Here is a 13,591-nt window from a genome sequence, read left to right on the forward strand (position 1 = left end):
CGACGGATCTTTATGCTGCCCGGGGCCGAGCCCGCCTCACCTGCGCGCGGCGCGCGCTCCGGGCAGCCTGCCCCGTCAGGGCTTCGCCGCGCCCGCCATGAAGGCGGCGAACGCCTCGGCGTACTCTGGATGCCAGCGCGACAGCGCAGGTCGGTTCCGGATCAGGTCGTCCGCCGCCCACTGCACGCGGCGCTCGTCCATCTCGCGCGTCACCGCGTTGTCGGGACAGAGCAGATAGAAGTCGCCGCGGGCCATGCCGTCGATCATCAGATCGACCACCTGATCCGCGGTCCAGGCCTCCGCGGGCTTCTCCGGGCCCCTCGCGGTCATCCCGGTGAAGGTGTAGCCCGGGATCAGGAGATGGGCGGTGATCTTGCAGCCCGCCACGTTGCGCAGCTCGTGGGCGAGCTGCTCTGTCAGCACCTTCACGCCGGCCTTCGAGACGTTGTAGGCAGCGTCGCCGGGCGGGGTGGTGATGCCCTGCTTCGAGCCCGTGTTCACGATGGCGCAGGGGGTGCCCTGCGCGATCATCGCCTCGGTGAACGCCTGCACGCCGTGGATCACGCCCCACAGATTGACCTCGATGAGCCGCCGCCAGCGCTCGATGTCCTTCCACGGCTTGCCGCCGCCGCCGACTCCGGCGTTGTTCATCAGGACCGCCACCTCGCCGAACGCGTCGTAGGCGACCTCCTTCAACCGTTGCACGTCCTCGAGCCTGGCGACGTCGGTCGGCACCGCGCGCACGTCGGCCTTGCCGCCGGGCGCGGCGGCGGCGACGCGCCCGGCGGCCTCGTGCAGCGCCGGTCCGTCCAGGTCGGCGAGACAGACCTTCAGGCCCATGCGCGCGAAGCGCTCGGCGGCCGCGAGGCCGATGCCGCTGGCGGCGCCGGTCACGACGGCGGCACGGCCAGGTGTCAATGCGGGATGGTCATTCACTGCGGATCTCCGTCATGCGTTGATGGCGCGCCGCCTTTGGCGCGGCGATCGGGGCGAGCATAGTAGGCGCCGGCGCGTCGAGCCACGATCATCCGACATCCGGCGTGAGTGGCCACGTCCAGGGATGGCTTGCATGTCACCGCAGCGGCCCCTACCATGCGCGCTGGCGGACAGCCGCGCAGGTGCGCGATGAGCGATTGAATTTTCCGGAGAATTTGAGGGATACCTCAGCCTCAACCCCCCACCCATCCGACCATCAGTCGACCGACGGCGACGATCACCAGCAGACAGGCCGCGAAGCAGCCGAGTCCCGGGCGCTTGCCGTTATCGCCTGCTCCCGCCACCTGCAGGCTCACCGCGCCCGGAGGATCCAGGCGCTTTTTTTTTAGCGTGGGCAACCGCTTCCACCGCGCCGGCGCGGCTTCGCCTTCGAGCAGCGCCACCGGGGGCGTGCGCTTCACGATCGCCATCGCGCGCGCCGCCCGGCTCTCCCGATCACCCCGCCTCGACGCGCGGATCGTCGCCTCGGGCAGCCCGAAGACCTCGCCGGAGCCGTACGTCCCAGCGAGGCCGGCGAGCACGCGAAGGTGCCAGTCGGCGGGGATCGCCCCGGGCAGCGCCTCGAGCGCCTCCTCCGGGATCGGCGGGAACCACACGGCGAAGTGCTGGACCCGCCTTCCGGTCCAGTCCTTCCGCGCTGGATCGAGGAACCGCGTCGCCACGTAGGGAAACACGAGAGAGCCTCTCGGCCCCGGCTCGTCGATCTCGAGCAGGCCATAGCGGAGCTCTCCCGCGCTCGCGTCGGCGTCGCCGATCATGGCCTCGAGCGTCGTGAGCCAGGCGGGGAGCGCCGGGATCTCGGGCACGCAGATGAACTCGTAGTCCCAGTGCTCGCCGCGCGTCCTCCAGAGGAGGCGCGATGTCTCGACGACGGGCGCTGGCGCGGGCGCGAGCATGGCTGTCCTACTGGTTCTGGTGGTAGGCCCGCGCTCCCTCGTCGTTGCGCAGGGCCGCGGCCATCGCTGTCAGGACCGCCGTGAACGCGTCGCCCCTCCGGATCGCGCCCTCGCGGGTCTTCTGGAGCCTGTCGAGCCGCGTGGTCGCGAAGTCCTTGATCGAGACGAACCGCAGGATCTTGCTCACGATCTGGTATCGCTTCGGGAGGAAGTCGTCGAGCGAGTCGACGAACGTCACAAGATCGCGCAGGCCCTGGAAGAACGTCTCTCCGGCCGACCTCTCCTTCCTCGTGGCCTGCGCCTCGCGGACCGCGCCCTCGACGGTGCTCACCAGGATCGCGGGGGCGAGCGTGCGCACGCCGAGCGAGGTGCCCGGGTCGACCTGCGCGTCGGCGTCGACCGGCGCGGCGACCGACGAGAGCAGCATGAAGCGGTGGCCGAACGCGCTCTCGGCGCGGAGCACGGCGCAGAGCTTCGCGAGCTGATCGTCGGCGTCGCGGCAGACCTCGCGCTCGAAGTCGCTCGCGCTGTACTCCGGCGGGAATAGGTCGGCCTTGCTGAGGGCGAGGATCCACTCGCGCGGGAAGCTCACCTCGTCGCCCGCGGCGGCGCTGGTCCGGCGCAGCCGGTCGCACTCGTCGGCGAAGTGCTCGAAGAGCCACCGGATGTAGCCGGTCCCCTCGCTGCGGTACTTCGCGCCGTCCGCAAGGAGGATCCCGACGTGGCTCATGCCGAGCTTGAGCAGGCCCTGGCGCATCGCCTCCCGCTCTTCCGCGTCGATCGGCTCGTCCTCCCACCAGCGCCCGGGGTAGTCGTACCAGTGGATGCGGACCGCCGCGTCCGGCAGGTCCCTGGGGAAGAAGTCGAACTCGTACGCGTCGAAGCGCGTGCTGCCGTCCGGGAACCTGCCCTCTTCGAGGCGGTAGAAGCGCCCGAGGAGCTGGTTGCCCTGCGCCTTGTTGACCGCCTGGATCTTGTACGCGTGCTCCTGCTGAAACGAGGGCTGCGTCTGCGCCCGGTAGAAGGCCGCCAGGAGGACCGTCTTGCCTGCGCCGGAGGCGCCGAACAGGGCGACGTGCAGATCGAGCGGCGGCATGACTACTTCTTCTCCTTCACCTCGACTTCCATCTGCTTCACGCTCGAGCCGCCCCGGCTGTCGTGGACGACCGCCCACAGCGACACGCGCCCCGGCTTCGAGGGCGGCGTCCAGGTGGTCCCGTGGCGCTCGCCGGGTCCCGTCACCGCGTCGCTCACGAGGCGCCGCGCCCCGTCGAACTCGCCCCCGTCCGTGTAGTAGTCGACCCAGATCGCCTCGCGCGCCGGCGGTCCGCCGAGCCCCGTGGCCTCCACGTCCTCGTCGGCGGCGCCCGGCGGCACGATCACGTCGATATCGTAGCTCGTGCAGTCGTCGGCGTCCGGCTCTGCCGGGCTGCATCCCTGGGCCTTCGCTTCCGGCCGGACGCACGGCTCCACGAGGGGCAGGCCGCTCTCGCCGAGCGCGACCTCCTTGTCGTCCAGCTTCAGCGTGAAGCCGTCGAGGGGCGGGTTCGTGTTGGATCGCTGGTCCTGGAAGACATACACCTGCGTGTAGCCCACGACGAAGCTGTCCGGACCGAGCACCTTCCCGTCCTCGTCGACGCACTCCAGTGGAACCGCCAGGTCGTCCAGCAGCGCCGCGTCCGGCTCGGCGCCTGACAGCACCGCCGCCAGCGCCGCGGACAGCGCCGGGGAAGGCCGCGTCTTACCGGCGCACAAGGCGAACAGCACGTAGGCCGACGAGTACCTCGTGCCGGTCGCGGTGCGCCCTGCGTCCTTGCGCTTGAGGATGTCGTCCGGCAGCGCCCACGTGAACGAGACCGCGTTGGGCTTGCCGCTCAGCCCTGGCTCGATCTCCTGCCGCTCGAAGAGAGAGGTCGGCTCCTCCTGGCCGCCGTTGCCGCCGCCACCACCGATACCGCCGCTGCCGCCGTCGTTGGTGCCGCCACCACCACCGTCGCCGCCGTCACCGATGCCGCCGCTGCCGCCACCGCCGCCGCCGTCGTTGGTGCCGCCGCCTGCTCCTCCCGGCTGCGGGCTCATCCCCGCGATGTAGGTGCCCAGCCACTGCGGGAGGCACCCGAGATGCTCATCCACCCCGACAGGCGGGTTCACGCAGCCCCCGATCCACGCGACCTCTACCTTGCGCGGATTGCCGTCGGGGTCGCCCAGCGCGTCGGCGTACGTCATCCGAAAGGTCACGCGCTCGCCCGGCGCCGCGTACGGCTTGTCCGCCGTCACGGTCAGGACGCGGAGCGCCTCCACCTCGGACGACGGAGCCAGGTCGCTCCCTGCGCAGCAGGGGATGCCGAGGGCCAGGGTCGAGAGCGCGGCGAGCAGCGCGCGGCGAGCGGGCAGTCGGGTCCGTTTCATCAGAAGTCTCCTCGCAGCCCGAGCGTGGGCAGGAAGGGGAGCCCCGTCACGTACTCCCGCTTCGTGTAGTTGAAGTTGTAGCTGATGCCCTCCGCAGCCTGGTAGTTGTAGACGTTTTGCACGTCCAGGTAGAGCCCGAGCTGCCACCTCTTGAATCGCCACGTCTTGTCGACGCGGACGTCGAGCTGATGGAACAGCGGCATCCTCTCGCTGTAGTCGCCCCCGAGCGGGAAGGGCGAGTACTTGCCCGAGGAAGCATGGTAGATCGCGTTCACCCGGTTCGGATCACACCCCTTCTGCTCCGGATCGCAGACATAGGGTGTCTGGAGGTTGCCCGACACGAGGCGGAAGCGCGCGCCGACCTCCCAGCCCCGGCCGAGCTGCAGGTTCCCGAGCACGGTCAGCACGTGCGTCTGGTCCCACGGCGTGGGGTGCTCCTCCTCGCCGGGGCCGTCCGTGCGCACCGACCGCGAGAGGGTGTAGGCCGCCCAGCCGAAGAAGCGGTCGTCCGGCTTGTACTTCAAGAGCACCTCGCCGCCCACCGCGTACCCGGTGCCGTCGTTGGCATATCCGTCCTTCTCCGCCGAGAAGACGACCTGCCGATCGAGCTGCTTGTAGAACCCATCCAACGTCACGTCGATCTGCGGCGTGATCTCCTGCTCCACCCCGAGGCCGTAGTGGATGGATCGGTTCGACTTGATATCCGGCGTTCCGAACGGCTCGACGCTCTCCTGGAACTGGGGCGCCTGGTAGTAGAGGCCCACGCCGCCCTTCGCCGTCGTCCGCGGGAAGCCGCTCCGGATGTCGTAGCGCGCGTTGATCCGCGGGCTCACGTCGAGCGTGTGCGTGTCGAGCGCGTAGTCGACGCGCACCCCGGGGACGATCCGCGCGCGCGGCGAGGGGACCACCTCGAACTCGGCGTAGGCGGCCGGCCGGGAGTACGGGCCGTCGAACGACTGGTCCTGCGCGGGGAGCGTCGAGAACGGCTGGTTCGACGGGTGGCCTGCAGGCAGCCTCGTCGGCGCGTGGAGGTTGACCGTCGCGACGCCGCTCGAGAGGTCGGTCCCGACGTTCATCGTGAGGAACCTGGCGAACCGGTGCGAGTACTCCAGCCGCAGGTCGAGCGAGGCCGTGGTGATGTTGAAGGCGAGGGGAGCGACCCCGAAGTCGAAGACGTCCCTGCCGAGGGCCAGCGACCAGAGGATCCTGTCACGGTTCCCCAGGCGGTTCTCGTAGCTGAGCTGGAGGCGCTGGAAGGCGGTGTGCAGCCCGAAGTCGCCCGTCAGCGCCGGCTCGTCCTCCGGCGGCTTGTCCAGGGTGATCTTGAAGGCGTCGTCCGATCCGTAGAAGCTCGCGCGCACGCGCTCGCTGGGGGAGGGGCGGCCCTCGAGGACGAACTGGTAGTCGTAGTAGACGGGCGCCTGCGTCACGCTGGAGCCCGCCTCCTTGAGCACGGGCCCGAGCCACGCGTCGACCCAGCTCCGCCGGCCCGCCGCGATGAACTTCCAGTCCTTGAGGTACGGGACGGGCCCCTCGAGGAGCACGCGCCCGTCGATCAGATCGAGCTGGACGACGCCGTGGTACTTGCCGTCCTGCTTCGGCGAGCGGAGCCCGACGTCGACGATGCCGCCCATGGCGCGGCCGTACACGGCGCTGAAATTGCCCGGGTAGAAGTCGATCTTCTCGAGCATCTCGGTCGGCACGACCGAGGAGAGGCCGCCGAAGTGGTAGATGATCGGCACCGGGGTGCGATCGATGAACGTGAGCGTGTCCTGCGGCGCGGACCCGCGCACGATGAGCAGCCCGAACCCGCTGCGCGCGACGCCGGGCAGGCTCTGCAGCGAGCGCAGCGCGTCGCCGCCGGTCCCGGGGATGCGGTCGATCTCGCGGCGCTCGAGCGTCCTCCGGGTCACCTCGCGCGGCGGGCGCTCGCCCTGCACGGTCACCTCGATGCCCGGCGCCGCGCCGTCCTTGGGCGCCGCGAGCGAGATGCGGTAGCGCACCTCGATCGCCTCGCCCTCCGCGATGTCCTCCTCGGCCGTGAACGGCTCGAACCCCGCGGCGGCGACCTCGACGCGGTACTTGCCGGGAGGGAGGTTCTTGAAGCGGAACTTGCCGCGCTGGTCGGTCTTCACCTCCTCGCGGCCGCCGTCGGGCCGGAGGAGGCTGACCGAGATGTCCGGGAGCCCCTCGCCGGTGCTCGCCGACAGGACGGTCCCGACGACCGTCTCGACGTCGGCGGGCGGGGCCGGCGCCTTCGTGTCGGCGGGCTTGGGGGTGAGCGTGAACGCGTACCGGTAGAGGATGCGCGCCGGCGCCGGCGTGCCGTCCGGGCGCCGCGCCGGCTCGAACACGAGGCCGGGCGCGGCGGCGAGCGCGGCCTCGTCGAAGCCGTGCCCGCCCGGCGTCGCGACCTCGGCCTTGGTGACGCGCCCGGTCTTGTCGATGTCGAGCTTGAGGATGACGCTCCCCTCGACGCCGGCCTGCTGGGCTTCGACCGGATACGCCGGCGGGGCGTACGTGATCAGCTTCGGCGGGGTGATGGCGGTGGGCGGCGCCGGCTGGGCCGTGCCCGGCTGGGGGACGACGACCGCGCCGGCCCCGCCGCGAGGAACGGACGCCCCGCCCACGTCTCCCTCAGGCGGAGGCTCGGGCGGCGGCGCGTCGGCGGGCTGCGCGCGCGCTGCGCTGGCGGTCATCGCGACCGCGAGCAGCAGCGCTTCCGAAACAGCGAGGCGCATCGCAGAGGGCGCTGTGGAAGGCATGCGCGCGCACTCTCGCATGACGCGGACGAAGAGAGAAATATGCATCCGGGACGGGAGTGTGCTCCCGCGGTGTGTGTGCATCGGCTCACGAGGCGCCGGGGCGAGCGCCCTCCGTGGTCGCCGGGCGCGCTCCGGGTAACGTGGTTCGCGGCTCAGCCACCCGTCGTTCGCAGCCCGGGCCGAGGCGCGCCGCCGGCGCTCAGTAGAGCGCGTCCTGGTGCTGCCACCGCTCCGAGAGCCACGCCTTCAGGTACGCGATCTCCTCCTCGTACGTCGTGAAGTCGTCGCGCCAGCTCCAGCCCTCGTAGCTCCGGTACGCCTCGCCCCACCTCGACTCGTCCCGGCGCGCGCTCGCGTCGATGCGCGCCACGTAGCCGTCCACGATCGCCTGGATCTCGGCGTCGTCGAGCGCGCCGCGCAGGACCTCTCCGTACCGGGCGCGCAGCGGATCGCCGATCGAGGGCTCCTCCAGGAGGCGCTGGAAGAGGAGGTTCACGTTGAAGTACTCGACGCGATCCGAGGCCGGCTGGCGCTCCGTCTCCCACGTCTGGCCGAAGCTCGCGTTGAAGTCCCACGGCGCGTAGCGGAAGACGCCGCCTCCGGCCGGATCGTGGTAGTGGTAGCTGTTCTTTCCGGCCGAGTCGTCGGCCATGATGAACGTGGCGAAGATCCACCAGTCCTCGTAATCGCGCAGATCGATCCGCGACCCGATCTCGGCGGCGAACGTGTCCTTCTCGGACGTGGCGACGAAGCTCACGAGGTCCTCCAGGTCCGCGAACGCGTCCGGCTCGCCCTCCGGCGGCGTCCCCTCTTTCTTCTCGAAGCCGTCGTGCAGCGTCTCCTTCGGCTCGTCGCGCGCGGTCAGCGCGAAGTTCGCGTCGTGGCTGACCGCCTTGTAGAGGTTGCCGTCCTGCGGATACCCGTGGTCCTCCATCAGGTAGCCGTCGACGTGATCGGCGACGGTGTAGAGCCCCACGTACTGCCCCTCGAGGTACACCACCGCGCTGTACGTCTTGATCTGGATGTGCTCCGGATCGATGCGGTTCCAGAGGTCGTACGCAAGGCGCTGCCGGACATAGGAGTTGTCGTCGAACGTGCTGACGAGCACGACCTTGCGGCGATCGGTGAACCCGCCGGCCTCGTCGGGCTCGTTGAACTTGTCTTCCTTGGGGAACTTGAGGGTGAAGCTGTTCTTCGGATACGCGAGCGAGCTCTCGCCGCGGAGCTCCGCCTCGGCGGCGTACGTGTGGCCGCGGTAGACGACCGTGGCCGGCGCGTACTCCTTCGTCTCGGGGGTCGGTGAGAGGAAGAGCACGGGCAGGCCGTACTCCTCGGGATAGCGGGCCGGATCGACGACAGGCACGTTCGCCGGATCGGCCCAGTCGTCGGCGACGCCGATCTTGACGCGCCCTACCTCGGACGTCTGCGCGACGCGGATCTCGATCTCGTAGACGGCGGCCTGGTCGAGCCCGGGTGAGAACGTCACCTCGCGCGCGACCGCGTCGTAGGTGGCGCCGTCGGGGAGCGGGCCGACCTCGATCGCGCCGTCGGGGAGCGCGAGGCCGGTCGCGCACGTCACGGGGAACGTCACGGTCTCGCCCTCGAGGAGCCAGTGCGGCCCGCCGCCCGAAGGCTCGCAGCGCGGCCCCTCGGGGCCCGACGACCCGCCGGCGGTCGCGCCCGCATCAGCGGGCGACTCGCCGGAGCAGCCGGCACCTTGCAAGGATCCGAGGACCAGGGCCGTCGCCAGCGGCAGGAGAGGGCGGGGGGTGCGCATGGCGGCAATCCTAGCCGAGCGCGCGCGGCGCGGCCCCCCCGTCCTGGATGTGCGCCGGTATCAGCACGCGCGCCGACACGCGCCGCCCCGTCCTCGACGTCGATGCCGCGGTCGTCGAGCTCGGTCCTTGACACATCGCCGACTGGCTATTAAACAGGTGTTTCAAACGGTCGATTGACAGGAGCTCTCGCGGAGATGCGGCTCCTGAGCCGGCCGACGACAGGAGGCGTGGGATGACGAGGGGCGAAGCTGTGCGCAGGGCGCGGAGCGTTGTGGTGTTCGTGCTCGGGGCGGTGGGGGCGATGGGGTGTGGGGGCGACGGGGAGGCGCCCGCGTCGCCGGGGCCGGAGGTGACGTGGTTCCGGGACATCCAGCCGCTCGTGGAGCGCTCGTGCGCCTCCTGCCACGACGGCGCGGGCGTCGGCGGGGTGGCGCTGACGGACGCGGCGACGGCGCAGCGGCTGGCCGCGCTCATGTCGCTGCGGGTGAGCGCGGGGGACATGCCGCCGCCGGTGCTGGACCCGAGCTGCCGCAGCTACGAAGGCGCGGAGAGGATGAGCCTCAGCCAGGAGGAGCGCCTCCTCTTCGAGGCGTGGGCGCGCGGCGGCGCTCCGCTCGGCGATCCGGTCGATGCGCCGCCGCCGCGGGGCCGGGCGGACACCATCGATGCGCCCGACGCCACGCTCGAGATGCCCGAGGACCACGACGTCTCCCTCGACGACGACGGCAACGAGTACTTCTGCACGATCATCGACAACCCCTTCTCCGAGCCGGCCTGGATCACGGCGTTCGAGGCGGAGGTCGGCAATCCGGCCGTGGTGCACCACATGGCCGTGTACCGGGATCTCGGCGGCGACGCGGGCATCGGCTACGGCGTCCCGCCGGGGACGCGCGCATTCCCGTGCCGCGATCCGGTCATCGAGCTCGACTGGCAGCTGCTCCACAGCTGGGCGCCCGGCGTCGGGGTGACGCGGCTGCCGGAGGGCGCCGGGGTCCGCGTCGAGCCCGGCGAGCAGCTCGTGATGCAGATGCACTATTTCGGGCGCAGGAACTCGGACGCGCGCGATCGGTCCGGCTACCGCCTGGAGCTCTCGCGCGAGGCGCCTCGCGCCGAGGTCTACATGGATGTGTTCGGCCCGGTCCCCTTCACGATCCCCGCGGGCGCCGAGTCGCACACCGAGCGGAGCGCCGCGCCGAACGAGGGCCCGCCGCTGCTCGTGTACGGCGTCATGCCGCACATGCACGTGCTCGGCCGCTCCTACCGGGCCTGGATCGAGCGCGACGGCGGGGCGAGCGAGTGCGCCGCGCGCGGCGAGTTCGAGTTCCACCACCAGGCGCTCTACATGTTCGACGAGCCGATGCGCTGGGGGTCTGGAGATCGCTTCGTCACCGAGTGCACATGGGACAACACGGTGGACAGCGAGGGGCAGTTCTCCCTCCCGCCGCAGGACGTGCCCTGGGGGGAAGGGACGAATCAGGAGATGTGCTTCATGATCGCCTATCTATCGAAGGAGTGAGCCCAGGCGGCGGTCCGTCGTGCGGCGGGGGGACGGGCGGTGTTCCGCAGGCTCATCGGCCTCCTGGCTCCTCGGTCCCTCCCGCGCCGTGCCGCGGACGGACCACCGCCGCCCCCGGCGTTCCTCGCGCTCCGCGTGCGGCCCTGGCTGCGGCAGCGTGCACCGCGCGCCCGCGCTCCAGGAAGTCGGCGCCGAGGGCTCGCTTCATGACGTAGTAACCCCCATTGTAGAGGAGCTCTCTCTCGACAGGCGTCAGCGCGAGCGGATTCGTGCTGATCTTGAAGATCGGCGCCGCTTCCGAGTTGACTTCGATCACCCTCGCCCACTTCAGCTTGTCGACCAGCTTTGCTGTATCGCCGACATCGCGCGCCTCCTGCACCGTGGAGCCGAGGGCCCAGAGCGCACGGGCGGCGATGAAAGGAGTGCGAATCGAGTGATACCGAGCCTGGAGGACGCGAATGCCGAGCGTGAGCGTCTCGTCCGGCGCCGGCGCGCCGGTGTCGAACAGGTGTACGGGGAAGTTGCTCAAGAGCCCGCCATCCACGATGTAGCTCGTCACCTTGTCGCGCCCCGTGAGCTGGACCGGCCTGAACACGAAGGGGAAGCTCATGCTCATCCGCATGGCGAGGGCCACCTCCAGATCGTCGGGCTCGACCCCGTAGAGCTTGGCGCTGATGTCGTCGGGGAGGACGAGCATGCGGCCCCTCGTGATGTCGGAGGCGATGAGGTGTACCCGGTACTTGCGGGCCGGGTTTCGTTCGTTCTCGCACCCGGGCATGATGAGGTCGCGGAAGGTCCTGATGCCCTTCTGGTCGAGCTTCTCCCGGAAGAGCGAGAGGAGGGCGTCGCCCTTGAGCATCCCCAGCTGCGTGATGGCCCCCCAGGCCATCGCGATGGGCCTGCCCACGACCGGGATGCAGATCGGCCCGGCGGGGTCCGCGACCTTCGCGAACTCAGGGCCACGGAGGATGCTGGCGATCTCCGCGGGCGTATAGCCGGCTCCCAGGAAGGTGGCGACGAGCGCGCCTGCCGAGGTCCCTGCCAGGTACGAGATGTACGTGTCCTTGTACTTCTGGGTGAGCGCCTCTGCGAGCGCAGCGACCGCGCCGACGAGCGCGACCCCTCGGAGGCCGCCGCCTTCGAGGACCAGGTTCAACCGCTTGGGAGGATACTGCTCTTCCGCGGTGTCCCCCGCCGGCTCGTCGGGCTCGCACGGCTCCTGACGGGACAAGAGATCCCGCTCGCTCCGCTCGGGCCCTTCCGCGCATACGACCGCGCGCGGCTCTTCCTTCTCCATGTGCTGCTCGTCCATGGGTCTCTCCCCGGGCCACGTGGTGATCATGTCTGCTTCGGTCCCGATGCGCTCTGCCCCGCGCTCCCTGCTGCGGCAGCCCGGACCGGGACGCGTCGCTCCAGGACGTTCCCGTCAACGGCTCGCTTCATGGTGAGGTAACCGGCGTTGTACAGGCTCTCCCTCCTCAGCGGTGACAGGTTTTCGAAGGGGGCGGCAGTGCCTGTGTTGATCTGGATTGTCCTCGCCCATTTCAGCTTGTCCACTCGCTTCGCGATCTCGCTCACGTCGCGAGCCATGAACGCCGTGGATATCGCGGCTCTGGCCAGGTGGTAGAACGAGGGGAATTTCACCGCGTGATACCGCTCGGAGCTCACCCGTACTCCGAGGGTCAACGTGTCCTCCGTCTCCGGCGCTGCGAGGTCGAACAGGTGGATGGGAAAGCCGCTGGTCAGCGCGCCGTCCACGATGTAGCTCTCGACCCCGTTCGCGCCCGTGACCCGGACCGGGGGGGACCAGAGGGGCATGCTCGAGCTCATCAGCACGGCCTGAGCGACGTCCATGTCGTCCGGCTCGACCCCGTACAGCTCGGCGTTGACGTCATCGGGCAACACCAGCATGCGCCCGCGTGTGATGTCGGAGGCAACGACGTGGACCCTGTACCTGCGCGCTGGATCTCTCTCCCTCTCACATCCGGGCATGATCAGGTCGCCGAAGGTCCTGACGCCTCTGGCTCGCAGCGCGTCCCGGAGCAGCTGCAGGAAATAGTCGCTCCGGAAGAATCCGAGCCGGGTAAGGAGCCCCCAGGCCATGCCGGCGTACATGCCCACGATCGGCAAGCGAGCGAGCCCGGAAGTTCTCGTGAGCTTTGCGGTGTCGATGCTGAACAGATCTGCGATCTCTGTGTGCGTATAACCGGCGCCCAGGAGGGCGGCGACGATGGCGCCAGCGGACGTCCCTGCAAGATAGGAAATGTACGTGTGCTTGTATTTCTCCTCATTGACGAGCGCCTCCGAGAGCGCGGCGACGGCCCCGACCTCCGCGATGCCCAGGGCGCCAGCCGCCTCGAAGACCAGGTTCAGCCGTCGCGGGATCCGCGTCTCTTCGGGCGCTGGGCACGGCGGCGGCGCGCACGCCTCGGACGGCGACAGGAGCGCCCGCTCGCTCCTTCGCTCCGCCGGCCCGCCTCCGCGCGCGCGAGCCTCCGGTCCAGCCCTCTGTGAGATGGGCTCCGGTGCGGGGGCGATCCTTTGCCCGGCGGGCGGCTCCGCGGTGCCGCCGTGCTGTCTCTGACGCTCCTCCATCGCCATGCCTCCGTTGTGCTGTGGAATGCGCGCAGCACGGCGCGCTGCTCGGGCTCGGCGGCGGCGCGCCCGCGCGATCACGAAAGGCAAGGACGCCGTGCGCCTGCGCTGCTCGGTCGGCGCATCCCACCGATCCTCTGCCGCCGACGGTCAATCCGTCGTGATCGTCGCGGTCGCGTGAGCGAAGCGCCCTGTTCGAACTCCGTAGGCCCGGGACACCCGGTCATGCCGGAGAGCCAGGACGGTCCCGTATGGCTGCTTGTCGCTACAAGTATGGATAGGGGACGCGCGGAGCGTCAAGCGAAGCTGAACGTGGGTCTCCACGAGACGACGCGGTCCGTCGATGGATGGCTATCATGCCAGGCGCAACCCGAAGCCTCGCCGGACTCGAGGTGCGTTCGGCACGCAGCGCCGCTCCGCGCGACGCCCGGGTCGACGCCCAGCACGCGCGGGGGCTACTGAGCGCGCCTGCTCCCCCCGCGGGTTCACGCCCATGCGACACCGCGCCGCAGGACAACGTGTCGCATGGTCGCGCCGCATGGCAGCGCGTACACAGGCCGCATGAGACGCCGACAAATCTTGGATTTCGCCGCTGCGGGCGCCGCGCTCGCCGCCCTGCAAACGCTCGGCGGGTGC

General features: G+C 70.2%; 9 protein-coding genes. 1 reads left to right on the top strand and 8 read right to left on the bottom strand.

Translation table 11 applies throughout. The features are described 5' to 3' along the window. Window positions 1-75 precede the first annotated feature (75 nt). The 6 genes from WMF29_RS17815 to WMF29_RS17840 all read right to left on the bottom strand — a co-directional run bounded on the left by WMF29_RS17815 (window position 76) and on the right by WMF29_RS17840 (window position 8,843). On the bottom strand, window positions 76-936 hold the full coding sequence (locus WMF29_RS17815; protein WP_437329977.1) for an SDR family NAD(P)-dependent oxidoreductase: 861 nt from the start codon (window positions 934-936) through the stop codon (window positions 76-78). 233 nt (window positions 937-1,169) lie between these two features. Next, window positions 1,170-1,892: a hypothetical protein gene (locus tag WMF29_RS17820; RefSeq protein ID WP_437329978.1), complete on the bottom strand. Its 723-nt coding sequence runs from the start codon at window positions 1,890-1,892 to the stop codon at window positions 1,170-1,172. Between the two features lie 7 nt (window positions 1,893-1,899). Further along, complete coding sequence (locus tag WMF29_RS17825; RefSeq protein ID WP_437329979.1) at window positions 1,900-2,988, bottom strand: TRAFAC clade GTPase domain-containing protein; 1,089 nt, start codon at window positions 2,986-2,988, stop codon at window positions 1,900-1,902. Window positions 2,989-2,990: 2 nt separating this feature from the next. Further along, window positions 2,991-4,301 (bottom strand): hypothetical protein, encoded by a 1,311-nt coding sequence (locus tag WMF29_RS17830; protein WP_437329980.1) that lies wholly within the window; start codon window positions 4,299-4,301, stop codon window positions 2,991-2,993. Beyond that, window positions 4,301-7,042 (bottom strand): TonB-dependent receptor domain-containing protein, encoded by a 2,742-nt coding sequence (locus tag WMF29_RS17835; RefSeq protein WP_437329981.1) that lies wholly within the window; start codon window positions 7,040-7,042, stop codon window positions 4,301-4,303. Before WMF29_RS17835 ends, WMF29_RS17830 begins: the two co-directional genes overlap by 1 nt. A gap of 223 nt (window positions 7,043-7,265) precedes the next feature. Next, complete coding sequence (locus WMF29_RS17840; protein WP_437329982.1) at window positions 7,266-8,843, bottom strand: CotH kinase family protein; 1,578 nt, start codon at window positions 8,841-8,843, stop codon at window positions 7,266-7,268. A gap of 233 nt (window positions 8,844-9,076) precedes the next feature. Between WMF29_RS17840 and WMF29_RS17845 the strand changes: the two genes are divergently transcribed. After that, window positions 9,077-10,360, top strand: a complete 1,284-nt coding sequence (locus WMF29_RS17845; protein ID WP_437329983.1) for a hypothetical protein — start codon at window positions 9,077-9,079, stop codon at window positions 10,358-10,360. A 52-nt stretch (window positions 10,361-10,412) separates the two neighbouring features. Here the strand turns inward: WMF29_RS17845 and WMF29_RS17850 are convergent, their stop codons facing one another. Together WMF29_RS17850 and WMF29_RS17855 are read right to left on the bottom strand one after the other, a co-directional pair. Then, complete coding sequence (locus WMF29_RS17850; protein WP_437329984.1) at window positions 10,413-11,672, bottom strand: patatin-like phospholipase family protein; 1,260 nt, start codon at window positions 11,670-11,672, stop codon at window positions 10,413-10,415. A 26-nt stretch (window positions 11,673-11,698) separates the two neighbouring features. Further along, window positions 11,699-12,955: a patatin-like phospholipase family protein gene (locus tag WMF29_RS17855; protein ID WP_437329985.1), complete on the bottom strand. Its 1,257-nt coding sequence runs from the start codon at window positions 12,953-12,955 to the stop codon at window positions 11,699-11,701. Between the last annotated feature and the right edge of the window lie 636 nt (window positions 12,956-13,591).

This window comes from Sorangium sp. So ce381 (assembly GCF_051473845.1).
GTDB lineage: Bacteria > Myxococcota_A > Polyangia > Polyangiales > Polyangiaceae > Sorangium > Sorangium atrum.

What these genes read in the sequence shown, in the direction of transcription:
- WMF29_RS17825 (WP_437329979.1), bottom strand. Translation starts at nt 2,988, where the DNA reads ATGCCGCCGCTCGATCTGCACGTCGCCCTGTTCGGCGCCTCCGGCGCA.
- WMF29_RS17830 (WP_437329980.1), bottom strand. Translation starts at nt 4,301, where the DNA reads ATGAAACGGACCCGACTGCCCGCTCGCCGCGCGCTGCTCGCCGCGCTC.
- WMF29_RS17820 (WP_437329978.1), bottom strand. Translation starts at nt 1,892, where the DNA reads ATGCTCGCGCCCGCGCCAGCGCCCGTCGTCGAGACATCGCGCCTCCTC.
- WMF29_RS17840 (WP_437329982.1), bottom strand. Translation starts at nt 8,843, where the DNA reads ATGCGCACCCCCCGCCCTCTCCTGCCGCTGGCGACGGCCCTGGTCCTC.
- WMF29_RS17850 (WP_437329984.1), bottom strand. Translation starts at nt 11,672, where the DNA reads ATGGACGAGCAGCACATGGAGAAGGAAGAGCCGCGCGCGGTCGTATGC.
- WMF29_RS17835 (WP_437329981.1), bottom strand. Translation starts at nt 7,042, where the DNA reads ATGCGCCTCGCTGTTTCGGAAGCGCTGCTGCTCGCGGTCGCGATGACC.
- WMF29_RS17845 (WP_437329983.1), top strand. Translation starts at nt 9,077, where the DNA reads ATGACGAGGGGCGAAGCTGTGCGCAGGGCGCGGAGCGTTGTGGTGTTC.
- WMF29_RS17855 (WP_437329985.1), bottom strand. Translation starts at nt 12,955, where the DNA reads ATGGAGGAGCGTCAGAGACAGCACGGCGGCACCGCGGAGCCGCCCGCC.